Origin of the sequence: Deinococcus grandis, from assembly GCF_001485435.1 — a bacterium.
Taxonomy (GTDB): Bacteria; Deinococcota; Deinococci; order Deinococcales; family Deinococcaceae; genus Deinococcus; species Deinococcus grandis.
The window spans coordinates 384,160-407,054 of sequence record NZ_BCMS01000001.1 but is presented as its reverse complement, the minus strand read 5'-3'; the positions used below and the strand labels follow the sequence as shown (position 1 = coordinate 407,054).

23 protein-coding genes are annotated in these 22,895 nt (G+C 71.1%); 6 read left to right on the top strand and 17 right to left on the bottom strand.

The genetic code is table 11. From position 1 onward, the window contains the following. Positions 1–3: 3 nt before the first annotated feature. Entirely contained in the window at positions 4–2,466 is a 2,463-nt protein-coding gene (locus DEIGR_RS01985) for a glycoside hydrolase family 31 protein (protein WP_083523898.1), read from the top strand. 2 nt (positions 2,467–2,468) lie between these two features. Next, positions 2,469–2,876, top strand: a complete 408-nt coding sequence (locus DEIGR_RS01980) for a DUF1801 domain-containing protein (protein ID WP_236704630.1) — start codon at positions 2,469–2,471, stop codon at positions 2,874–2,876. 7 nt (positions 2,877–2,883) lie between these two features. Here the strand turns inward: DEIGR_RS01980 and DEIGR_RS01975 are convergent, their stop codons facing one another. The 11 genes from DEIGR_RS01975 to DEIGR_RS01925 all read right to left on the bottom strand — a co-directional run bounded on the left by DEIGR_RS01975 (position 2,884) and on the right by DEIGR_RS01925 (position 11,682). Next, positions 2,884–3,423: a VUT family protein gene (locus tag DEIGR_RS01975; RefSeq protein ID WP_058974833.1), complete on the bottom strand. Its 540-nt coding sequence runs from the start codon at positions 3,421–3,423 to the stop codon at positions 2,884–2,886. A 177-nt stretch (positions 3,424–3,600) separates the two neighbouring features. Continuing rightward, a complete protein-coding gene (locus DEIGR_RS01970) occupies positions 3,601–4,344 on the bottom strand; it encodes an SDR family oxidoreductase (RefSeq protein ID WP_058974831.1) in 744 nt (247 codons plus the stop codon). Then, the gene (locus DEIGR_RS01965) at positions 4,341–4,874 is read right to left on the bottom strand and encodes a dihydrofolate reductase family protein (RefSeq protein ID WP_058974829.1); all 534 of its coding nucleotides are present in this window, start codon (positions 4,872–4,874) and stop codon (positions 4,341–4,343) included. Before DEIGR_RS01965 ends, DEIGR_RS01970 begins: the two co-directional genes overlap by 4 nt. An 11-nt stretch (positions 4,875–4,885) precedes the next feature. Beyond that, positions 4,886–6,931, bottom strand: coding sequence for a molybdopterin oxidoreductase family protein (locus tag DEIGR_RS01960; RefSeq protein WP_058974827.1), 2,046 nt, complete (start codon positions 6,929–6,931; stop codon positions 4,886–4,888). A gap of 72 nt (positions 6,932–7,003) precedes the next feature. After that, positions 7,004–7,669: a Type 1 glutamine amidotransferase-like domain-containing protein gene (locus DEIGR_RS01955; RefSeq protein WP_058974825.1), complete on the bottom strand. Its 666-nt coding sequence runs from the start codon at positions 7,667–7,669 to the stop codon at positions 7,004–7,006. After that, positions 7,666–8,046 carry a VOC family protein gene (locus DEIGR_RS01950; RefSeq protein ID WP_058974823.1) on the bottom strand — a complete coding sequence of 127 codons (381 nt, stop codon included), beginning with the start codon at positions 8,044–8,046 and terminating at the stop codon, positions 7,666–7,668. The genes DEIGR_RS01955 and DEIGR_RS01950 overlap by 4 nt, the downstream gene beginning before the upstream one ends. Further along, entirely contained in the window at positions 8,046–8,471 is a 426-nt protein-coding gene (locus DEIGR_RS01945) for a VOC family protein (RefSeq protein ID WP_058974820.1), read from the bottom strand. The genes DEIGR_RS01950 and DEIGR_RS01945 overlap by 1 nt, the downstream gene beginning before the upstream one ends. A gap of 16 nt (positions 8,472–8,487) precedes the next feature. Beyond that, the gene (locus tag DEIGR_RS01940) at positions 8,488–8,934 is read right to left on the bottom strand and encodes a YdeI/OmpD-associated family protein (protein ID WP_058974818.1); all 447 of its coding nucleotides are present in this window, start codon (positions 8,932–8,934) and stop codon (positions 8,488–8,490) included. A 314-nt stretch (positions 8,935–9,248) separates the two neighbouring features. Continuing rightward, positions 9,249–10,322, bottom strand: coding sequence for a M36 family metallopeptidase (locus DEIGR_RS01935; protein ID WP_058974816.1), 1,074 nt, complete (start codon positions 10,320–10,322; stop codon positions 9,249–9,251). Positions 10,323–10,650: 328 nt separating this feature from the next. Beyond that, positions 10,651–11,460, bottom strand: a complete 810-nt coding sequence (dkgB, locus tag DEIGR_RS01930; protein WP_058974814.1) for a 2,5-didehydrogluconate reductase DkgB — start codon at positions 11,458–11,460, stop codon at positions 10,651–10,653. A gap of 36 nt (positions 11,461–11,496) precedes the next feature. Then, positions 11,497–11,682, bottom strand: coding sequence for a hypothetical protein (locus tag DEIGR_RS01925; RefSeq protein ID WP_058974811.1), 186 nt, complete (start codon positions 11,680–11,682; stop codon positions 11,497–11,499). Between the two features lie 81 nt (positions 11,683–11,763). Here DEIGR_RS01925 and pnp point away from each other — a divergent pair, with 81 nt between their 5' ends. Beyond that, positions 11,764–13,935, top strand: a complete 2,172-nt coding sequence (pnp, locus tag DEIGR_RS01920; protein ID WP_058974810.1) for a polyribonucleotide nucleotidyltransferase — start codon at positions 11,764–11,766, stop codon at positions 13,933–13,935. A 116-nt stretch (positions 13,936–14,051) separates the two neighbouring features. Here pnp and DEIGR_RS01915 read toward each other — a convergent pair whose 3' ends face one another. Together DEIGR_RS01915 and DEIGR_RS01910 are read right to left on the bottom strand one after the other, a co-directional pair. After that, the gene (locus tag DEIGR_RS01915) at positions 14,052–14,291 is read right to left on the bottom strand and encodes a hypothetical protein (RefSeq protein ID WP_058974808.1); all 240 of its coding nucleotides are present in this window, start codon (positions 14,289–14,291) and stop codon (positions 14,052–14,054) included. Positions 14,292–14,335: 44 nt separating this feature from the next. Then, entirely contained in the window at positions 14,336–16,729 is a 2,394-nt protein-coding gene (locus tag DEIGR_RS01910) for a transglycosylase domain-containing protein (protein WP_058974806.1), read from the bottom strand. Positions 16,730–16,971: 242 nt separating this feature from the next. On the opposite strand from DEIGR_RS01910, the gene ttcA reads away from it, so the two are divergent. Next, positions 16,972–17,853 carry a tRNA 2-thiocytidine(32) synthetase TtcA gene (gene ttcA / locus DEIGR_RS01905; protein ID WP_058974804.1) on the top strand — a complete coding sequence of 294 codons (882 nt, stop codon included), beginning with the start codon at positions 16,972–16,974 and terminating at the stop codon, positions 17,851–17,853. Between the two features lie 37 nt (positions 17,854–17,890). Beyond that, entirely contained in the window at positions 17,891–18,595 is a 705-nt protein-coding gene (locus tag DEIGR_RS01900; protein ID WP_058974802.1) for an HAD family hydrolase, read from the top strand. On the opposite strand, the gene DEIGR_RS01895 is transcribed toward DEIGR_RS01900, so the two are convergent. From DEIGR_RS01895 to DEIGR_RS01880, 4 genes are all read right to left on the bottom strand, one after another. Beyond that, positions 18,590–19,225 (bottom strand): LysE family translocator, encoded by a 636-nt coding sequence (locus tag DEIGR_RS01895; protein WP_058974800.1) that lies wholly within the window; start codon positions 19,223–19,225, stop codon positions 18,590–18,592. The genes DEIGR_RS01900 and DEIGR_RS01895 overlap by 6 nt on opposite strands. A 77-nt stretch (positions 19,226–19,302) precedes the next feature. Then, a complete protein-coding gene (locus tag DEIGR_RS01890; protein ID WP_058974798.1) occupies positions 19,303–20,256 on the bottom strand; it encodes an acetyl-CoA carboxylase carboxyltransferase subunit alpha in 954 nt (317 codons plus the stop codon). Then, a complete protein-coding gene (gene accD, locus DEIGR_RS01885; protein WP_058974796.1) occupies positions 20,253–21,107 on the bottom strand; it encodes an acetyl-CoA carboxylase, carboxyltransferase subunit beta in 855 nt (284 codons plus the stop codon). Before accD ends, DEIGR_RS01890 begins: the two co-directional genes overlap by 4 nt. Before the next feature lie 252 nt (positions 21,108–21,359). Then, entirely contained in the window at positions 21,360–21,803 is a 444-nt protein-coding gene (locus DEIGR_RS01880) for a hypothetical protein (protein ID WP_058974794.1), read from the bottom strand. 180 nt (positions 21,804–21,983) lie between these two features. On the opposite strand from DEIGR_RS01880, the gene DEIGR_RS01875 reads away from it, so the two are divergent. Continuing rightward, positions 21,984–22,895 (top strand): SPFH domain-containing protein, encoded by a 912-nt coding sequence (locus DEIGR_RS01875; RefSeq protein WP_083523897.1) that lies wholly within the window; start codon positions 21,984–21,986, stop codon positions 22,893–22,895.

Here is a 22,895-nt window from a genome sequence, read left to right as displayed (position 1 = left end):
CACATGAGGTTCTCTTCGTTCGCGGTGGAGTCGGGTGGGGTGAGCGCGCCGGGTGGGCAGGGGCCGGAGGTGCGCGTGTGGGGCGAGTCGGACGTGCTGGTGGTCAGTGCGCCGCTGCCCGGGGTGCTGCGGGTGCGGCTGTTTCCGGAGGCCCGCGCGAACGCGCTGGGGTTCCCGCGCATGCCGGTCAAACGGAGTTTCGCGCTGCGGCCGGACCTGCCGGGCGGCGTGACGCTGAACGCCGCCGAGCTGGACGACGAGCTGCTGGTGATCGGCGGGGGGTTGTCGCTGCGGCTGGACCGCGCGAGTGGCGCGTGGCGGGTCTCGACGGGCAGCGGCGCGACCGAGCGGGTGCTGGTCAGTGCGCTGGGCTGGTCGGGGGAGGCGCCCACGCAGCGGCCCGCGCTGGACGCCGAGCGCTTCAATCTGCGCCGCACGCGCCTGAACCTGGATGCCCCGGACGGCGCGATGTACCTGGGTTTCGGGGAGCGGGTGGGGCCGCTGGACAAGCGCGGGATGCACCTGACGTTCTGGAACACCGACTGCTTCCCGCACCATACCGAGACGGACCCGCTGTACGTGTCGGTGCCGTTCACGACGGTGCTGCAGGATGGCCGGGCGCACGGGGTGTTCGTGGACGAGTCCTGGCGGATGGAGGTGGACGTGGCGCGCGCGCACCCGCACGAGTTGCGCTGGGCGTCCTCGGGGCCGGAGCTGGACGTGTACGTGCTGGCGGGGCCGCGCCCGGCGGACGTGCTGCGCCGTTACGCGGACCTGACCGGGTACGCGCCCATGCCGCCGCTGTGGGCGCTGGGGGCCGCGCAGAGCCGCTGGGGGTACCGCACGGCGGACGACCTGCGCGCCGTCATCCAGGGCTACCGGGACCGGAATTTGCCGCTGGACAGCGTGTACGTGGATATCGACTACATGGACGCGTACAAGGTCTGGACGGTGAGCGGCGCGAACTTCCCGGACCTGCGGGCGTTCGTGAAGGAGGCGGGCGCGCAGGGCGTGAAGCTCGTGCCGATCGTGGACCCCGGCGTGAAGCTGGAGGCCGGGTACGACGTGTACGAGGAGGCCGCGCGGGGGGATCATCTGGTCCGCACGGCGCGCGGGGACGTCCTGGTGGGTGAGGTCTGGCCTGACCCGGCGGTGTTCCCGGACTTCACGCGGCCCGAGGTGGTCGCGTGGTGGGCCGGGCGGCACAAGGTCTTCGCGGACGCCGGGATTCAGGGGCAGTGGAACGACATGAACGAGCCCGCGTGCTTCAGCCTGCGCCAGCCGCGCGAGACCGAGGGCAAGACCCTTCCGTACGACGCGCGGCACGGCACCCGCACGCACCTGGAGGTCCACAACGCGTACGCGAACGGCATGAGCGAGGCCAGCCGCCTGGGCTACGCGAAGTTCAGTCCGCAGATCCGCCCGTGGGTGCTGACCCGCGCCGGGTACGCCGGGATTCAGCGGCACGCGACCGTCTGGACCGGGGACAACACCGCCACGTGGTCGCACCTGGCCCTGAGCCTCCCGATGATCCAGGGCCTGGGCCTGAGCGGCATTCCGTTCGCGGCAGCGGACGTGGGCGGCTTCGCGGGCGACACGACCGGGGAGCTGCTGGCCCGCTGGTACCAGGCGGCGGTCGGGTACGCCTTCGTGCGCAACCACGCCGCGCTGGGCACCGCCGACCAGGAACCCTGGCGCTTCGGGGAGGCCGTCACGGACGTGATCCGCGCCGCGCTGGACCTGCGCTACCGGCTGCTGCCGCACCTGTACACCCTGGCGCAGGGAGCGACCCGCACGGCCCTGCCGGTCATGCGCCCGCTGGCGCTGCACTGGCCCGCCGACGAGGACGCCGCGCGCGAGGACACCCAGTACCTGCTCGGCGAGGGCCTGCTGGTCGCGCCGGTCCTGCGGGCCGGGCACCGGCGTCGGCTGGTGTACCTCCCGGCGGGGCGCTGGGCGGCGGTGTTCAACCTGGCTCAGTTCGGCCCCATCCACGCGGGCGGGCAGCACGTCGTCGCGGACGCGCCGCTGGACACGCTGCCCCTGTACCTGCGCGCCGGGACGGCCCTGCCGGTCACGGAGCCCGCGCCTCACACCACCTCGGCCCTCTGGGCGCGGCTGTCGTGGCTGGTGCACGCGGACCGCGCCGGGTTCGTGGGTCAGCTGTTCGAGGACGCCGGGGACGGGCACGCGGGCGGGCGCCTGACCCGACTGGTCGGCGAGCGGCAGGGCACGCGCCTGACCATCCGCCGCGACGCTGAGGGCGACATCGGCACCTTCGAGCAGCGGGAGACCATGCACGTCCTGGGGCTGGGGCACGTCCGCGCCGTGCAGGGCGCGGCCAGCTTCGCGTACGAGGACGGCGTGCTGCGCCTGACCCTCCCGGCCCGCTGGCAGACCGTCACCCTGGATCTCGACGAGGACGACGAGGAACCGGGCGAGGTGGACGCCCTCCCGGTGGACTGACTGTGACGACTCCCGACCCCGTGACCGAGCGCATCGAGGCCCTGACGGACTGGCGTGGCGACACCCTGCGCCGCGTGCGGGGTCTGATCCGGGAGGCGCTGCCAGGCGTGCAGGAGAGCGTGAAGTGGGCCAAGGCGACCTCGCCCGGCGTGCCCGTGTGGGAGCACGCGGGCATCGTCTGCACCGGCGAGTCCTACGCGCGGGCCGTGAAACTCACGTTCCCGCGCGGGGCCAGCCTGCCCGACCCGGCCGGACTGTTCAACGCCAGCCTGGACGGGAACGCCCGCCGCGCCATCGACCTGACCGAGGGGGCCACGCTGGACGAGGCGGCCTTCCGGGACCTGATCCGCGCCGCCGCCGCCGCGAACGAGCAGGCGCAGGCGGCCCGGAAGAAGCCCCGCCGGACCTGACGGGGGATCAGGCGGTGCGGGCGGCGTGCCGGACGCGGATGGCGAACAGCGCGGCGATCAGGTACTTGATCACGACGTCCGCGAAGATGATCTGCGCGATCTGCGCGGGCGGCATGTCGCCCCAGAAGGCCAGCAGGTTGAACAGCACGCTGTCCAGCGGGACGCTCACGGCGTTGCTGGCCAGCACGCGGGTCCACCAGCTGCGTCCCATGAGGCGCTGGTACACGGCGGTGTCCGCGAGTTCCCCGGCCAGGATCGCCAGGAAACTGGCGCCAACGAAGCGCCACGGGGTGCCCGTGAGCAGGGCGACGACCGTGTTCACGATCAGCGCCGCCGCGATGGCGATGTACACGGCGTTCAGGCCGCCCGCGCGGTGGATGCGGTCACGCAGCGTGAACACCGCCGCGAAGAAGATCGTGCCGACACTCAGCAGGCCGTACACGGGCAGCGGAATGAAGGTGTTCAGCGTCAGGTTCGCCAGCAGGATGCTCAGGGCGTACAGGGCGATCAGCAGCAGCGGCAGCGCCGCCTTGGGTGCATGGGTCATGGGGACCTCGGGCCGGGATCGACAGGACAGGTCGAGCGGCAACGCAGGCGCGCAGGCAGGCGCCTGGACGGGGGGTGAAGACCGCCGGGCGGTCGGGGGAAGCGGGCGGAACCGGCAGAGCCCCGGGGACGGGGTCAACCGCGCACCCCGCAGCATACCCCGCGTGACCGTCCGGGTTCAGCGGCCCCCACTGACGTCGAGGGTGGTGCCGGTCACGTACGCCGCCTGCGGGGACAGCAGCCAGAGGATGGCCTGCGCGACCTCGTCGGGCGTGCCGCCGCGCCCCAGGGGGACGCTGCCCGCGAGCCGCGCCACGCGGCCCGGTTCGCCGCCCAGCGCGTGGATGTCGGTCTCGATCAGGCCGGGGCGGACGCCGCACACGCGGACGCCCTCGGCGGCGACCTCGCGGGCCAGGCCGACGGTCAGGGTGTCCACCGCGCCCTTCGAGGCGGCGTAGTCGACGTACTCGCCGCCCGAGCCGAGGACGGCCGCGCGGGAGGAGACGTTCACGATCACGCCGCCCGGCCCGCCGTGCCGGGTGGAGAGTCGCCTGACGGCGGCGCCCGCGCAGAGGAACGCGCCGACCACGTTGGTGGTGAGCACCCGCTGGAGGCGGGCGGAGTCGAGTTCGTCCACGCGCGCCTGCCGTTCCAGCGTCCCGGCGTTGTTGACCAGGGCGTGCAGGCCACCCAGTCCGGTCTGGGTGGTTTCGAAGAGGCGTTCCACGTCGTCGGGGTTGCCCACGTCGGCCTGCACGGCCAGCGCGCGGCCACCCATGGCCTCGATCTCCCGGACGATTCCGGCAGCGGCTTGCGCGTCCTGGCGGTAGCTGAGGCCGACCGCGTATCCGGCCTGGGCGGCGAGGCGGGCGGTGGCCGCCCCGATGCCCCGGCTGCCACCCGTGATGAGGACGGTGGTCATGGGCGCGCCGGGCCGTACGTGAGCAGGAGGACACCCGTGCCCAGCGCCCGCGTGGCGAGCAGGGTCAGGGGGAGGTGCTCCAGGGTGTCGAAGATGCGCTTGCCACGCCCCAGCACAAGCGGGAAGACCATCAGGCGCAGTTCGTCCACCAGCCCACGGCGCAGCAGCGTCTGCGCGAGGGTGCCGCTGCCGTACAAGAGCAGCGGGCCGCCCGGCTGGGATTTCAGGGCCTGCACGTCCGCTGGTACGTCCGGGCCGAGCGCGGTGGCGTTCCACCCGAGCGGGCCGGGGCGGGAGGTCGCCACGTACTTGGGCAGGGCGTTCATGCGGTCCGCGAACGCACCGGTCGCAGTGGGCCAGTACGCCGCAAAGGCCTCGTAGGTGGTGCGGCCCAGCAGCAGCGCGCCGCTGGCGAACAGTTCGTCGCGTTTGAACGGCCCGTCGTCCGGGTCGTACGGCGCACGCCAAGGCGAGTGTTCCTCGTACACGCCGTCCAGGGACACGAATTCGGTGACGATCAGGGGGCGCACGTGGTCCCTCCTCAGCCCTGAGCGGGTTCGATGCGGATGCGGGTGTTGTGGAAGGTGCTCCCACCCCCCAGGTCCGTCAGGGTCTGCGCGGTGAGTTCGTTGATGCTGCGCCCGTCCGGCGCGCTGAGGCCCCACCACGTCCCCTCCAGGATGGCCGCGCCGGGCTGGGCGGCGTCCGTGACCTTCACGCGGCGCTGCACGCTGCCGACCTCGCTGGTCAGCGTGGCGAGCGCCCCGTCGGTCACGCCGGACGCCTGCGCGTCACTCGGGTGCAGCAGCAGGTGCGGTTCCCCCCCCTCGGCGCGGTTCAGATTCGCCAGATTCCCGTACGTGCTGTTCAGGAAGTGATGCGCGGGCGGCGTGAGCAGCCGCACCGGGTACTCGGCGTTCAGAGCGGCCAGGGGTTCGCGGTGGGCGGGCGCCGGGCTGAGCTGCACCTTCCCGCTGGGCGTCTCCGCGCCGTGCGCGTACGGCAGGAACCCGTCGGGGAGGTTCAGGCGGACGCTGCCCTCGGCCTTCAGGCGCTGCGGGGTGATGCCTGCCACGAGGGGGTGGTCGCTGGTCAGCAGCTCGGCCAGCAGGTCGTCCACCGTCCAGTACACGCTGGGCTCGGTGACGCCCAGGCGGCGCGCGAGTTCCTGGAACACCCAGGAGTTCGGTTTCGCCTCGCCGGGGGCGTCCAGCGTGGCGGGGTTGTACCCCAGCCAGTGGTGCCCGTAGCTGGTGTACACGTCGGCATGCTCGGCGAAGGTGGTGGCGGGCAGCAGGTAGTCGGCCAGCCGCGCCGTCTCGGTCATGGCCTGCTCCAGCACGACGACCAGCAGGTCCTCGCGTTGCAGGCCCGCGCGGACCCGCCCGGCGTCCGGGGCGACGACCGCCGGGTTGCAGTTGTAGATGAACGTGGCCCCGAAGCCCCGTTCCGGGCGCAGGGCGGCGGCATACTCGTTCATGTTCACGCGCGCCGCGTCCGGGCGGATCAGGTGCGCGGCCCCCAGCCGGGCGCGGTTCAGCCGGAACGCGCCGCTGGTGCTCAGGGTGCAGCCCCCACCCCGATGCCGCCAGTCGCCCGTCAGCGCCGGGATCAGCGTCACGGCACGGAGATTCGTGCCGCCGTGCTCGTGGCGGGTCATGCCGTACCCCACCCGGAAGTACGTGGGGCGCGTCGTGCCGACCGCGCGGGCGAAGGCACGGATCACGTCCGCGTCCAGCCCCGTCACCCCGGCGGTGCGTTCCGGGGTCCACTCGCGGGCCGCCTCACGCAGTTCGTCGATGCCGGTGGTCGCCTCGGCGATGTACGCCTCGTCCGTCCAGCCGTGCGCGAACAGCTCGTGCATCACGCCCAGCGCCAGCGCGGCGTCCGTGCCGGGAATGATCTTCAGGTGCTCGTCCGCGAAGGCCGCCGTGCGGTTGCGGTACGGGTCCACGCACACGATCCGCGCCCCGGCCTTGCGCGCCGCCGTCAGGTGCGGCGTCAGGTGACTGTTCGTACTCAGGGAATTGATGCCCCACAGCACGATCAGCCGCGCGTGCGCCACGTCCGCCGGGTCCACCCCGAAGCGCGTGCCGTAGCCCAGGCTCCAGGCCTCGGTGCCCGCCGTGGCGCAGATCGTCTCGTCGAGTTCCGGGGCGCCCAGCGCGCGGAACAGCGCGTGCACGTGCGTGCCCTCCATCAGGCCCATGGTGCCCGCGTAGTTGTACCGCAGGATGCTGCCCGGCCCGCGCGTGTCCAGCAGCGTCCGCAGGCGCGCGGCGATGTCGTGCAGCGCCTCGTCCCAGGTCACGCGCGCCCAGACCGGCTCGGCCTCCGTCTTCGCGTTCACGCGTTTCAACGGGTACAGCGGCCGGTCCGGGTGGTTCGCGCGGGCCGGGTAATGCACCGTCTTGGCGCACGCGAAGCCCTTTGTCACCGGGTGCGCGGCGTCGCCCGTCACCTTCAGCATCCGCTCCGGCCCGCCCGGCGCGTCGCGGCCCACCGTCACCTTCAGGCGGCAGGCGTCCGGACAGTCCAGCGGGCAGGTCAGCAGCACATCACGCGAAAGGGAATCGGGCGCGGTCATACCGCGAGGATACCCGCCCCCACCCCACGCCGGGAGGGCCGGTTCAGGCGGGCAGGGCCGGTGAGGTGGCGGTCACGGGAACGCCCGCCACTCCCCTTCCGAGATGACTTCAGTCACGCCGTCCACGATCCGCAGGGCGCTCTGGTCGTCCAGCGCGTAGGCGGGTCCGCCGATCTGCGCGGCCCACGCCTTGGCGTTCGCCATGCGGTTGTCGGGGAAGTCGGGGTAGTTCAGGTGCGGGAAGATCGAGACGTCCACGAGGCCCAGCCCGCGGTCGTCGCCGTCCGTGCCGGGCCAGGACAGGAACTGCGAACCGATGCGGGGGGTGAGGGCCATGCTGCCCGCACTCACGCCCACCCAGACGGTGCCTTCCAGCTCGGGGAGCAGGTCGGCCAGCCCGGACTGCCGTAGCCAGTGGGTCAGGAAGGCCGCGTCGCCGCCGTCCACGAGCAGCACGTCGGCGGCGCGCACCCACGCCTCCCAGCGGTCGCGGGGTCGGTGGGGCAGGGCGAGGAGTTCCAGCAGGCCCACGCTGGCCCAGCCCAGGTCGGTCATCGGGGCGGGGCTGTGTCCGGCGACGAAGCGCCACGCGCTCTCGGGGGTGCACCAGGGGTGTCCGTGCTGCGCGGTGGGGATGCACAGCGCGCGGCACTCCGAGACGGGCTTGCCGAGCAGTTCGACGAGCGCGGCGTGGATGCTGGCGTTTGTGACGCCGCCGGAGGTCAGCAGCAGTTTCATGGCGCGTGGGGCAGGTTGACCTGCCAGGACACGCCGTGCGGATCGTTCAGCCACGCGAAGCGGAGGCTGAAGCCGTAGTCGTCCGGGGGCATCAGGTACGCGCCGCCTGCGCCGAGCGTGTCGCACACCCGGTCGAATTCCTCGCGGGTGTCGCAGTCGAGGAACAGGGACATGGACGGCGTGAACGTGAACGCGTGCGGGATGGGCGAGTCGGTGACGCGCACGCGCTGCCCGCTCAGGTCCAGTTCGGCCAGCTGCACGCGCCTTTCCGGGGTGTCCTGGCGGTGCAGGAGGCGCGCGCCGGGCAGGGTGAGGTACAGCGTCAGGGCGGGCGCGGCTTCGCCCTGGAACATCAGGAACGGGGTGACGGCGCGCATCAGTCCTGGCCGTTCGTCTGGGGTTGCGGGATGACGTTCATCATCCAGTGGTGCCCGTAACGGTCGGTGAGCTGCCCGAACATCCCTTCCCAGAACGAGGGGCTCAGGGGGTGGGTGACGGTGCCGCCCTGCGCCAGCGCGTCGAAGACCTGCCGGGCGTGTTCGAGGTCGTCGCTCTGGAGAGCCAGGGTGACGCTGTGGGTGCGGCCCACGTCCTCGGTCATGTCCGAGGCGTTCAGGATCAGGGGGCCGCTGGTGAGGCTGCCGTGCAGGATGAACGCCTGCATGTGCGCCGGGATCTGTGCGGCGACCGGGGAGTCCGCGACGGTCATGAGGTCCAGGGTGCCACCCAGGCAGGACCGGTAGAACTCCAGGGCCTCGCGGGCCTGACCGCCAAAGCCGAGGTAGGGGTGCAGGGTGAGCATGGGGGACCTCCAGGGGTCAGGTGTGCGTGAGGCTGGCCAGGACGGCCTGAATGCGGCGGGTGCGGGTCGCGTCTGCCCTGGCCGTCTCGACCTGCCGGGCGTGTTCCCGCTGGCGGCTGGGGCTGAGTCGGCTGAAAGCGTCCCGGGCGCCGGGCTGCGCGTCGAGGGCGGATTGCAGGTCGGTGGGGAGGGTCACCTCGCGCGGGGCCGCGTCGGGCGTCAGGGTGACGGTCACGGTGTCCCCGGCATTCAGACCGGCAGCGGCGCGGTGTTCGGCACTGACGGGCAGCAGGGTCTGCCCCCCCATGACGCCCAGGGTGGAGCGGTAGCTGTACGTGCCGTTCAGGGTGACGTGGACGGGCGGGCGGCGGCCCGAGTTCAGTTCCGTGATGACGTGCTCGGGGACGCTCAGGCCGGTGGCGGTCTTGCCGTGCAGGGTCAGGGTGGCGGTGAACGTGGGCATGAGCGCTCCTGGGGGGGTGCGGGGACAGGGCAGTGGGGGGGGCCCGCCTGCGATCTGCGGCAGGTATGGCGGACGTCCGTAATGCCACTGCCCCATCAACGAATACTTATGACCGATTTAGCCTACAGCAGAACATATTGGAATGCAAGTCGCTATTTGATCGCAGTCAAGCCGGGAACCGGATAACGCAGTCTCCTCGCTCCAGCCATAGCCTTCAGAGGCCCTGAAGATGACCCTCAAGACCTCTGCCATTGGGTATGCCACTCGCCCCGCCACGCACTCGACATCCGCGGCGGTGACCGCTGCTGGACGCCCTACTTCAGGATGCCGCGGTCCACGAAGGCCGCCTTCACCGTGGCGGCCGCCTGGGCGCCGTACATCGCCTGCGCGGTGTCCACGGTGTGCTGCGCGGCCGCCGCGAAGGTGGTGTCGGGTGCGAAGCGGAACTGCGCGTTGATGATGATCCGGTCGGCCTTGCGGACGTCCTTCAGTCCCTGGCGGATGTCCCACAGCGCGCGGGACCAGATCTCCCCGTCGGCGTGCACCTCGCCGCGCACGTCCTGGGGGTACTTCTTGTCCGTGTCGGTCCGGCGCAGGCAGTGCGGGGCCGAACTCGTGTAACTCACGGCGTCCCAGTCGGCGATGCAGGTGACGGGCGCCCGGGCCGGCGCGCCGCTGGCCTTCGCCACGGCCTCCCCGACCGTCAGCGCGAGGTAATCCCCGAAGGCCTCGCCGATACTCCCGGCTTCCAGGCTGGTCCCGAAGCCCGGCACCTGCGCGTTGTGCACCGCGTGCCCGTACTCGTGCACGATGACCTCGCCGTCCTCGGCGTCGTCCACGCCACCCTTGCCCAGGCGGATGATGTCGGGCTGGTCGTTCTGGTACGAGTTGTCGATCCCGTACTGGCTGACCTTCAGCGCCTGCTGCCGCCTGTTCACGGGCCGCAGTTCGCTGCCGAAGCCCAGCGACTGGATGTACTTCTGCGCCTTGGTCACCCAGAAGTACGCCATGACCTGCTCGAAGCCGTCCTGATCGCGGGTGAAGTTGAACGGCCCGCTGCCGTACACGGGCGTGCCGGTCTCCGTGACGACCTTCGCGTAGTCGCCGCTCAGGTACCCGCTGCCGTCCAGGTTCGTCAGGGTGACGGGGTAGTACGCGCTGGCGGGCACGGCGGCGGCGCTGTCCTTCCCGTCCGTCAGGGACTGGTCGCCGGTCGTCTGCACGGGGTTCGGCACGAAGGCGCGCGCCGCGACCGAGGTCAGGCCGGTGGCCGGTTTGCCCGCGCCGCCCTGCGCGCTCAGCGTGCCGCCGGCCGGGGTCTGCCCGCACGCGGCGAGCAGCGAAAGACCGAGGAGTCCCGTCAGGGCCGACCGAGGGTTGAATTTCATGGTGCGGGCAGTCTACCCCACCCGCCGGGGGGGAACGGACGCCGCCCGCTCTCACCCCCGGACGGGTGGGCAGAATGAAGGGTTACCGACTCCATGCCCGGCAACCCGCTGTGCTCTTTTCCTGCGGGGCAGCTCTGCGAGTCGCAGCCGCCCGGGTTGAACGTGTTGGCACACCGTTCAACCGGAGCCCGTTTCATACGGATTCCGTTTGTTTCGTTAACAGATCGGAAAATCACCGATCTGCCAACTCCACGCCCAGAACCCGTTTTTCTCCTCCTCGCTCCGCTCGGGTTGAAAGTTTTTGCAAACCTTTCAACCGGAGTCCTTATCAGTCCCAGACGGGCCGGGCGCTCTCCGGGCTGGCGATGCGGGCGGCCTCGCCCACGTCCAGCGCCGCAATGCGGTCCAGGTCCTCGGCGGTCAGCTGGAGGTCCTGCGCCCGGAGGTTCCCGGCGAGGTTCTCGCGTTTCGTGGAGCTGGGAATCACGCTGAACCCCTGCGCCAGCGCCCACGCGAGGGCCACCTGCGCGGGGTTCGCGCCGTGCGACCCGGCGATGTCACGCAGCACCGGGTCGTCCATGACCTTCCCGACCGCCAGCGTCATGTACGACGTGAGGTGCAGACCCTCTGAACGGGCGAATTCCACCAGTTTTCGGTTCTGAAGGTACGGGTGGATCTCCACCTGATTCGTCGCCAGCGGCACGCCACCCAGGATCTCCCGGGCCCGGCGCAGCCCCGCGATGTTGAAGTTCGACACGCCGATCTCGCGCGTCAGGCCCTGCTCGCGCGCCTCGGCCAGCGCCGCGAGGTACTCCTCGGGGCGCACCTCGCCGTTCGGGACCGGCCAGTGGATCAGGGTCAGGTCCACCTGCTCCACGCGCAGCTTCTCCAGGCTGACGCGCAGGCTGTCCAGCAGCGCGTCCCGGCGGTAGTTGGCGGGCTTGATCTTCGTGGTGAGGTACACGTCCGCGCGCGGCACGCCACTCGCGGCGAGCACCTCGCCGATCTCGCCCTCGTTGTCGTAGCCCTGCGCCGTGTCGATGGCGCGGTAGCCCAGCTCCAGCGCGTCCGCGACCACGCGGCGCACCACGTCATCCTTCAGGCGGAACGTTCCCAGTCCGAACTTCGGTACGGTCATGGCCGCACTCTGCCACGCCCGCCCCCCGGGATGACTTCAGCGGATCTTCAGGGACAGCAGCAGCGCGCCGGCGGCCAGTCCCCCCAGCCACCCACTGCCCAGCAGCGCCGCGCCCGCCGCGCACAGCACGGCCAGCCAGCGCAGCGTCCAGCGTTTCGAGAACGGCCCGGCCTCCAGAACCTGACCCGCCACGTTCACCGTGAGTTCCAGCATGTGTGTCATGCCTCCGTCTACGCGCCGGGTGGCGCAGAGGTTGCCGCGCGTCACGGCGCGGGCCTGTCCGGGCGGGATAGACTGGATTTCATGATCGGAAAGACTTACAAGACGATGCTCGGGGAGCGCGAACTGAGCATCGAGACGGGCAAGCTCGCCAAGCTGGTGAGCGGCTCCGTGACCCTGCGCTACGGCGACACGGTCGTGCTGGTGACCGCGCAGGCCCGTGAAGAGAAGAGCACCCTGGACTTCCTGCCGCTGACGGTGGAGTTCGAGGAGCGTCACTACGCCGTCGGGAAGATTCCCGGCAGCTTCCACCGCCGCGAGGGCCGCCCCGGCGAGAAGGCGATCCTGTCAGCGCGCATCACCGACCGTCAGATCCGCCCGCTGTTCCCCAAGGGCTACCGCCACGAGACGCAGGTGATCATCACGGTCCTCAGCGCCGACCAGCAGAACCTGCCGGACGTGCTGGGCCCCATCGGCGCGTCGGCGGCGCTGAGCATCAGCGACATTCCCTGGAACGGCCCGACCGCGTGCGTGCGCGTGGGCCAGATCGACGGGCAGTTCGTGCTGAACCCCACCGCCGACCAGCTCGAGCGCAGCCGCATGGACCTCGTCGTGGCGGGCACCCGCGACGCCGTGATGATGGTCGAGGCGGGCGCGCAGAACGTCGCCGAGGAAGATCTGGTGGCCGCGATCGAGTTCGCGCACGCCGGGATGCAGGGCGTCCTGACGCTGATCGAGCAGATGCGCGCCGAGCTGGGCCAGGAGAAGTTCAACTTCCTGGCCGACGGCGACCTCAGCACGGACCTCGTGCCGGAACTGGCCGAGGCGGCGCGCGCCGCGGGCCTGCGCGACGCGCTGCTGACCGCGAAGAAGAAGGACCGCTCGGCGGCCATCAAGGCGCTGCGTGACCGCCTGATCCAGGCGCGCATCCCTGACGGTGAGGTCGAGGGTGCCGAGGAGCGCCTCGCGGCACTCAAGAGCGCCTTCGGGAAGGTGGAGAAGCAGGAACTGCGCCGCCTGATCCTCGAAGACGACCTGCGCGCCGACGGCCGCAACAGCCGCACCGTGCGGCCCATCTGGATCGAGACGCGGGCGCTGCCCCGCGCGCACGGCAGCGCGATCTTCACGCGCGGCGAGACGCAGGTGCTCGGCGTGGCGACCCTGGGCACCGAACGCGACGAGATCCTCGTGGACGACCTGACCACCGAGACCGGCGACAAGTTCCTGCTGCACTACAACTTCCCCCCCTACAGCACGGGTGAGGTCAAGCGCATGGGCGGCCAGTCCCGCCGTGAGATCGGGCACGGCAACCTCGCCAAGCGCGCCATCCGCGCCGTGCTGCCCACCTTCGAGGAGTTCCCGTACGTCATCCGCCTCGTGGGCGAGGTGCTGGAATCCAACGGGTCGAGCAGCATGGCGACCGTCTGCTCCGGCACGCTGGCCCTCATGGACGCCGGCGTGCCCATCAAGGCCCCCGTGGCGGGCGTCGCGATGGGTCTGGTCATGGAAGGCGACAAGTACCGCGTCCTGACCGACATCCTGGGTCTGGAAGACGCGCTGGGCGACATGGACTTCAAGGTGTGCGGCACCGCCGACGGCATCACCGCCCTGCAGATGGACATCAAGGTGGGCGGCATCACCCCCCAGGTCATGCGTGAAGCCCTGGCGCAAGCCCGCGAGGGTCGCCTGCACATCCTCGGCAAGATGGCCGAGGTGCTCGCCGCGCCCCGCGCCGAACTGAGCCCCACCGCGCCCCGCATCGTCAGCATCAAGATCAACCCCGAACTGATCGGCAAGGTCATCGGGCCCGGCGGCAAACAGATCCGCGAACTCGAAGCCATGGGCGCCCAGGTGACCGTGGAAGAGGACGGCACCATCCGCATCTTCAGCGCGGACGGCGCAGCCGCCGAGGCCGTCAAGGCCCGCATCGAGGGCATCACCCGCGAGGCGAAGGTCGGCGAGGAATTCGACGGCACCGTCGTCAAGACCGCCCCCTTCGGCGCGTTCGTCAACCTGTTCCCCGGCCAGGACGGCATGCTGCACATCAGCCAGATGAGCGAGGAACGCATCAATGCCGTCGAGGACGTCCTGAACGTCGGCGACAAGCTGCGCGTGAAGATCGCGAACATCGACGACCGCGGCAAGATCGACCTGATCCGCCCCGAACTCGAAGGCAAGATCGCCCCCCGCGAACCCCGCCCCGCCCGCAGCGGCGACCGCGGCGACCGTGGCGGCCGCCCACCCCGCCGCGACTGAGGATCAGGGTCGCAGGTTGAACGTTGACAGTTGAAGGAGGGGGCGTGCGGATCAATCGCACGCCCCCCTCCTTCTGCCCTTCCTACAACCCACAGCCCACACCCCACACCCCTCCCCTAGCGGTTCAGCAACCGGTACAGCCCAAAGGCGGTGCCGATCAGTCCGGCGATCAGGGCGGGCAGCAGGGTCGCCAGGGGCGCGTCCAGCAGCAGCAGGGCGCCCAGCAGCGCGAAGGTCAGCACCTCGCCCACGATGCCGGGAATGGACACGCGCGGCAGGTCGCGGGTGAGCAGCAGGACGCTGCCGAACGCCAGCGCGGCGGCCAGCAGGGACATCAGCCAGAACAGGGCCGTCATGCGCGCAGTGTAGAGCGCGGGGGCGGCCCTGTTCCTGCCCGGGGTCAGTTCAGCGGGGGAATCTCGCCTGCGGGGTCGGTGGTGTCCTGCCCGTCCGGGGTGGTCGGGTCGGCGGGGGTCTCGCCCTGATCGCCGGGGTTCTGATCCGGGATGACGGTGGGGTCGGGTTCGACCGGCAGCGGTTCGGGCGGGTTCTGCACCGGCACCTCCGGGGCGGGGTCCGGCGTGACCGGTTCGGGGGTGGGGGTGGGTTCCGGTTCGGGCGTGGCGGGAATGGCGTCCACTGGGGTGGGCTCGGCGGTCGCCTCGGGGGTGGGTTCGGGGGCCGCGACCTCCTCGGTGGGGACGGGCGCGGGTTCCGGGTCGGGCGCCGGGCTGGGCTGCGCGGGCCGCGTGGGCTGGCGGCGGCGGCCGAAGAACCCGCTGGTGCTGCCGCTGCCGTCGCGGGCGACGGGGTCGTTGTCGGCCTCCTCGGTGCGGAAGGCCATGTTCACGTTCCGCACGACGCGGTACGTGACGCCGTCCGGCTCGCGGAAGGCAGCCTCGGGCTGCCCGGCCAGTGCGCCCGCCACGGCCTGCTGCCAGATGGGCGTGGGGATCTCGCCGCTGTACGCCCAGTCGGGCAGCGCCCCGCCCTCCTGCTTCCCGACCCAGACGGCCCCGGCGACGGTGGGGGTCACGCCCGCGAACCACAGGTCCTTGATGTCGTTGGTGGTGCCGGTCTTCCCGCCGACGGGCCAGCCGGGAATCAGGGCGCGCGTGGCGAGGCCCCCCTGGGACGCCGTCAGGTCGTTGACGACGCCGCGCAACATGTCCAGGCCCAGCCAGGCGGCCCGGGCGTCCCACACGCGTTTCGGGGTGGGGGCGGCGCGGGTGTAGATGACCTTGCCGCGCGGGTCCTCGACCTTGCGGACCAGCGTGGGCGCGTAGTACAGCCCGCCGTTGGCGAAGGTGGCGTACGCGGACGCCATCTGGAGCGGGCTGGCTTCCAGCGTGCCGATGGTCAGGGACAGTCCGGCGTTCGCGGGGGGCGTGAGGCCCAGGTCGCGCAGTTTCGCCTCGAAGGTCGGAATGCCGAGTTCCTGCCCGATCCGGACGGTGGGGAGGTTCAGGCTGTGGTCCAGCGAGTAGCGCAGGGTGACGTACCGGCCGGTCCAGCGGCGGTTGTAGTTCATGGGCTGGTAGTCGCCCTGGATGGGCGCGTCAAGGACGGTGTCGCTCTGCTTCCAGCCCTTCTCGAGCGCCAGGGCGTACAGCAGGGGCTTGACGCTGCTGCCCACCTGCCGCCGGGCCTGCGTGGCGTTGTTCCAGTCGCTGGGCCGCGCGTCCGTGAGTTTCTGCCCGACCAGGGCCAGCACCTCGCCGCTGTCCGGGCGGACCAGCGCCGCACCCAGCGTGGCGCCGTCGGGCAGGCGCGCGCCGCGGCTGGCCTGCTCGGCGGCCGCCTGCGCCTGGGCACTCATGCCGGTGTAGATCTTCCCGCCTCCATACAGCGCTTTGCGGCCGATCAGGGGCAGCAGTTCCTTTTCCACCGCCTGCAGGTAGTAGAAGTTCGGGTAGCGCTGCGCGCCCTCGGTCCGCTGGAGGTTCTCGCCCAGGCGGTCCGGGCGTTCCAGGTTTGCGGTGCGCAGCGTGCCGTCCGCGTTCCAGCCGATGCGCCACCCGGCGGGGTAGATGGGGGTCTTCCAGGCGGCGTCCGCCTCGGCCTGCGTGACCTGCCCGTCCTCGACCATGCGGTCCAGCAGGCTCTTCATCAGGGGGCGGTACGACTTGAATTCCTTGTAGCGGCGGTTCGGGGCGGGGATGATCGTGGCGAGGTACACGCTCTCGGCGAGGTTCAGTTCCGACGCGTCCTTCCCGAAGTACGCGTGCGCGGCGCCGCCCGCCCCGATGATGTCGCGGTTTCCGCCGTCGCCCCAGTAGATGACGTTCAGGTACGCGTTCAGGATCTGCTTTTTGTCGAAGTTGCGTTCCAGCTGGTAGGCCAGGACCGCCTCCTTGAACTTGCGTTCCGCGGTGCGCGCGCCCTGCAGGTCGGCGAGCAGGGTGTTCTTCACGACCTGCTGCGTGATGGAACTGCCGCCCTCCAGGTCGTTTTTCAGCAGGCCCTTCAGGAGGCCGCGCCCGATGCCGATCACGTCCACGCCGCCGTGCTGGTAGAAGCGGCGGTCCTCGCTGGTCACGACCGCCTTCTGCAGCCAGGGGCTGATCTGCCCGGCCTTGAGCAGGTCGCGGTTCACGCTGCCGCCACTGCTGAGGCTGGGGGTCAGGGTGCCGACCAGCGTTCCGGCGCGGTCGTACACGCGGGTCTGCCCGCTGAATTCCAGGACGTCCAGGTCGGACACGCTGGGCAGGTCGCGGCCCCAGGCGACCCACAGGCCGCCCACGCCGACCGCTCCGGCGAGCAGGACGCCGCCCAGGACATTGAACGCTCTCATCCGCGCCACTCTAGCGGGTGAGTCTGAACGGAAGCTGCGGCCCCGGAGGCAATGAATGGGGTGGCGGTGGAGGGGGCGGCGGGGGCCGTCATGACAGGCAGTCTGCCACGCGCGGGCCGCTACGCCGTCCACAGAAAGCATGAGCGTCCCTTGTGGCTTGCGGGCCCCCGGGCGGGGGGGCGGGGCGAGGCAGGGAACACTTGCCCCGCCCCGCAGCGCGTACCATGACCCGTTAGCGCGCCATGACCCAGACTGCCCCCACCTCTACCACCGACCCCCGCCTCTTCCAGACGATCGTGAAGGGGGTGGGACAGGCCATCGGCGACTACCGCATGATCGAGGACGGCGACCGCGTGATGGTCTGCCTGTCCGGCGGGAAGGACAGCTACACCCTGCTGGACGTGCTGCTGCACCTGCAGAAGAAGGCCCCCATCGACTTCGAGATCGTCGCCGTGAACCTCGACCAGGGCCAGCCGGGCTTCCCGAAGGACGTCCTGCCCCGCTACCTGACGGAACTGGGCGTGCGCTTCGACATCCTGACCGAGGACACGTACAGCGTCGTCAAGGAGAAGACGCCGGAGGGCAAGACCACCTGCGCGCTGTGCAGCCGCCTGCGCCGCGGCATCCTGTACGCCCACGCCCGCAGGATCGGCGCGACGAAGATCGCGCTGGGCCACCACCGCGACGACATCCTGGAAACGCTGTTCATGAACCTGTTCTTCGGCGCGCGCCTGAAGGCCATGCCGCCCAAACTCCAGAGCGACGACGGCACCAACGTCGTCATTCGCCCCCTGGCGTACGTCGCGGAGGCCGACATCATCCGCTACGCCCAGGCACGCCAGTTCCCTATCATTCCCTGCAACCTCTGCGGCAGCCAGGAGAACCTCCAGCGCAAGGTGGTCGGCGAGATGCTCGAAGGCTGGGAGCGGGAACACCCGGGCCGCCTGACGAACATCGCCCGCGCCCTGACCCGCGTGACGCCCAGCCACCTGATGGACCGCGACCTGTTCGACTTCGCGTCCCTGAGCGTCACGCCCGCCGAGGGCGACCGAGGCTTCGACCCGGACGAGTACCCGCAACGCGAATTCCTGAGCGGCGTTCAGGAACTCGACATGCTCGGCTGAAGCAGCGCGCACGAGGTGGGGCGGGTAGGCTGCCGGGGTGCGTCCCGACCTGCCCGCTCCGCTGCGCTTCCTGGCCTTCGATTTCGACGGCACGCTGACGGATTTCGTCGCGGCGGACATTCATGCGCTGGACACGCTGCGGCGCGCGGCCTGCCCGGACGTGCCGCCAGCAGCGTTCGAGAATCGCGCCGTGGACGAGATCATGGCCTTCCACGACCGGGTGGAGGCCGGGCAGGCTGACCCGCTGCGGCAGGATGCCGAGCGGCTGGGGCGGACGCTCACGGCATACGGCGTGACGCTGACGGAGGAGCACCTGGGCCTGTACACGCGGGCGCTGGTCGCGGCGACGGTGCCCATGCCGGGCGCGGCGGAGCTGCTGCGTGACCTGCGGGGAGCCGGGGTGCGGCTGGCGCTGCTGTCCAACGCGTACGACGGCGCGGCGCAGCGGGCGCGGGTGCAGGCCTGCCTCCCTGACGTGTTCGAGGTGGTGGTCATCGCGGGGGAGGTGGGCGCGCTGAAACCCGATCCCCTGCCGTTCCGGGTGATGCTGGACGCCCTGGGTCTGCCTGCCGGGGCGGGCGCGTACGTGGGGGACAGCCCGGAGCATGACGTGCGCGGTGCGGTCGCGGCGGGCCTGAGCGCGTGGCACGTCCACGCGCACCCGCGCGTGCGCGAGCGGGCGCTGGCGGGCGGCGCGGCGCTCAGCGTGGCGGCGCTGGCCGACCTGCCCCGGCCCTCATGACCCGTGGGGGATCAGGGCGGTGCCCACACCCAGCGCGACGTACACCCCGCCGGACACCTGCTGCTGCCGCCGGGCGAAGGTGCGGCTTCCCTGCCAGCGCTGCCCCAGGCTGCCGGCCAGCAGGGCGTACGCGCCGTCACTCAGGGTGGCGAGGCCCAGGAACACCAGCCCCAGCGTGAGGGTCTGCGCCCACACCGGCCCGTGACCGGGGTGCACGAACTGCGGCAGGAACGCCAGGAAGAACAGCGCCGTCTTGGGGTTCAGGGCGTTCACGACGGCCCCTTGCCGGTAGATTCGCGTCAGGGGCGGCGCGTCCGGCACGGTGACGGTCAGGGCGTCCGGGGTGGGGGCGCGCAGGGTGCGGATGCCCAGCACGATCAGGTACGCGGCCCCCACCCACTTCAGGACGCTGAACAGCAGCGCGCTGGACAGCACCAGCGCCGAGACGCCCAGCGTGGCGGCCAGGACGTGCACCAGTCCGCCGGTCTGCACGCCCAGCGCGGACACCAGCCCGGCGCGCCGCCCCTGATGCAGGCTGCGCGCCACGATGTACAGCACGCTGGGACCGGGAATCAGGATCAGGGCCAGCGCGGCGGCGCTGAAGGCGAGCAGGGTGGGCAGGTCAGGCATGCCCGAGCATAGCCGCGCCCTGCCAGAACAGGCGCGGACCGCCCGATCAGTGACGGGTCCGCGCCGGGTGGGGTGGGTCAGGGCGTTTCGGTGTAGGCACCCAGACGGCGGAAGCGCGCGGCCCGGTCAGTTCGCAGGGTCGCGGCGTCCTGCGCGGCGAGTTCCCGCAGGTGCCGGGTGACGGCCTCGCCGACGGCGCGGGCGGCCTCGTCGGCATTCTGGTGCGCGCCGCCGGTGGGTTCGGGAATGACTTCCTCGACGATCCCGAGTTTCAGGAGGTCCGGGGCGGTCAGGCGCAGCGCCTCGGCGGCCAGGGGGGCCTTGCTGGCGTCCTTCCAGATGATGCTCGCGGCGCCTTCCGGGGAGATCACGGAGTACCACGCGTTCTCCTGAATCAGGACGCGGTTCCCCACGCCGATGGCGAGCGCGCCGCCCGAGCCGCCCTCACCGATGACGACGTTCACGACCGGCACGCGCAGGTTCAGCATGCGGCGGATGCTCTCGGCGATCGCCCAGCCCTGGCCGCGTTCCTCGGCCTCCAGGCCCGGGTAGGCGCCCTGGGTGTCCACGAGGGCCACGACGGGCAGCCCGAACTTGTCCGCGAGGTCCATCAGGCGCACGGCCTTGCGGTAGCCCTCGGGGTTGGCGCTGCCGAAGCGGCGTTTGATCTTGCTCTTGGTGTCGCGGCCCTTCTGCTGCAGCAGCAGCATGACGGGCACGCCCTGCCAGCGGGCAGGACCGCCGATCAGGGCGGGGTCGTCGCCGTAGCGGCGGTCGCCGTGCAGTTCGGTGAACTCGGTGCACAGGCGGTCCACGTAGTCCAGCGCGGTGGGGCGGCCCTGCGCGCGGGCCAGCTGCACCCGTTCCCAGCGGGTCGGGGTGACCCTGGGCTGCGCGGCGCGCAGGCGGTCCACCTCGGCCCGCAGGGGGGTCAGGGCGGCGTCGAGGTTCTGCCCGGTCTTCTGGGCAGTGACTTCCAGGTCGCGCACGCGGGCCTCGAGTTCCTTCAGGGTGTCGATGGGGGCGGTCACGCGCTCACCTCGCGGCGGGTCAGCAGGCCCAGCAGGGACGCGAGGTACGCGCGCTGCTCGCGGCGGTCCACGACGGCGTCCACCATGCCGTGCTCCAGCAGGAACTCGGCGCGCTGAAAGCCCTCGGGGAGGTTCTGGCGGATGGTCTGCTGGATCACGCGCGGGCCCGCGAAGCCGATCAGCGCGCCGGGCTCGGCGACGATCACGTCCGCGATGGTCGCGAAGCTGGCGGTCACGCCGCCCGTGGTGGGGTCGGTGAGCAGGCTGACGTACGGCAGGCCCCGCTCGGTCAGGCCTTCCAGGGCGACGGTGGTCTTGGCCATCTGCATCAGGGACAGCGCACTCTCCTGCATGCGCGCCCCGCCGCTGGCGGTCACGATGATCAGGGGCGTGCCGTGCGCGGCGGCGTGCTCGGCGGCGCGGGCGATCTCCTCACCGACGACGCTGCCCATGCTGCCCCCGGAAAAGGCGAAGTCCATGACGGCCAGCGTGACCGGCACGTCCAGGATGGTGCCGGTCCCGGTCAGGATCGCGTCGGGACGGCCGGTCTTCTTCTGCGCGCGGCGCAGGCGGTCGGTGTAGGCCTCGGTGTCCTGGAAGTTCAGGGCGTCGGTGGGCTGCACCCGGCCGGACAGCTGCGTGAAGCTGCCCTCGTCGAGCAGCACCTGCACGCGCTGAGCGGCGTCGAGGCGGATGTGGTGCCCGCACTTGGGGCACACGTAGGCGCCCGCTTCGAGGTCGCGGTTGTACACCCCTTCCTTGCAGGCGGGGCACTGGGTCCACAGGTCAGGCACGTCCGTGCCCGGCTGCTGCTGGGGGCGACGGCGGCGGAAAAAACGGTCAAGGGCCATGCGGTGTACTCCTCCGTGGGCATTCTAGGCGGCGCGGCCCGCGCGGTTTGCACCGGGTGCAAGGAGCGTCCAGCCGCGCCGCCCGGCGCCCGCACCTCATACGGATTCCGTTTGTTTCGTTGACAGATCGGTAGTCTTCCGATCTGTCAACTCCACGCCCGGAACCCGCTTCTCTCCCGCTCGCTCTGCTGCGCAGTTCTCCGAGTCCGCTCGGGTCGAAAGATTTTGCAGACCTTTCAACCGGAGTCCGTCTCAGCCCAGCTTGGTCTTCAGGTAGTCGTCCATCTGCGCCAGCTGCACGTTCAGGTCGCGTTGCAGGGCGTCCACGCGGGCGTTCAGGGCGGCGACGTCCGCGCCGCCGCTGCCCTGGCCCAGGACCCGGAAGCGCTCGTCGAGGTGCGTCTGGAGCTGCGCGAAGCGGCTGCCCTCCTGCTGGTCGAGGCTGGTCCGCAGGGCTTCCATGTCGCGCAGCAGCTTGGCGCTGTCCGCCTGGGCGCGCAGGCCCGTGATGCCCGCCCAGAAGTAGAAGACCAGGGTCAGGAGGGTCGCCACGATCAGCAGGATCAGGCCCATGGGCACGCCGGTGTACGTGACGAACCCCAGGCTCAGCGTGTGGGGGAACATCAGCGCGTTGGTGTTCAGCACGGCGAACAGGCCCAGCAGCACCAGCACGACGATCAGCACGACGGTTCTCATCCGCTCAGCGTACCGGCGCGCGGGCCGGGCGGCCTTGCGGGAACGTTGACGCTGCGGGCGTCCCCTGCCGGGGGTGGGGCGGGGGTGGCCGTCCGCGCTCGCGGGCCGCGCCCCCTGGTGGACTCGGGTTCAAAGTGATATCACTTTGATAGTCATTCGAGATCGCCCGGAGGTTCCATCATGAACGAACTGCAACAGGCTCCCGTTCCCGCTCCGCAGGGCGGCGTCTCCACCCGCAGCGGCGTCGCCAGCGCCGAACGCCCCGCCTTCGGCCTGCCCGGCATCCCGGTCTTCCTGGTGTGGCTGCTGGCCATGGTGGGCACTGGCGCGCTGTACATCACGTCCGGGTACTGGGCCCTGCTCCCGGTCCTGGCGCTGCTCGGCCTCATCCCGTTCGGCTTCTTCATCGTGCAGCCCAACCAGGCGACCAACCTCACCCTGTTCGGCCGCTACGTGGGCACCGAACGCCGCAACGGCCTGTACTGGACCAACCCCCTGACGGTGCGAAAGAGCGTCAGCCTGCGGATCCGCAACTTCAACAGCGAACGCCTGAAGGTGAACGACGCCGCCGGGAGCCCCATCGAGATCGCCGCCGTGATCGTCTGGCGGGTCGTGGACAGCGCCCGCGCCGTGTTCGACGTCGAGGACTACGCCGAGTTCGTCGCCATCCAGAGCGAGACGGCGCTGCGGCACCTCGCCAGCCAGTACCCCTACGACGAGTACGACGGCGCGGGCATGAGCCTGCGTGGCAACGCCGACGAGGTCGCCGAGGCGCTGGGCCGCGAACTCGCCGCCCGCCTGCGCCACGCCGGCGTGGAGGTGCTCGAAGCGCGCCTGTCGCACCTCGCGTACTCCCCCGAGATCGCCGGGGCGATGCTGCAGCGCCAGCAGGCCAGCGCGATCATCGCCGCCCGGCAGCAGATCGTGCAGGGCGCCGTGGGCATGGTGCAGATGGCCCTGAAGGAACTCAGCGAGCAGGACATCGTGCAGCTCGACGAGGAACGCAAGGCGCAGATGGTCAGCAACCTGCTCGTCGTCCTGACCAGCGAGCGCGGGACACAACCGGTCGTGAACGCCGGTAGCCTGTACTAG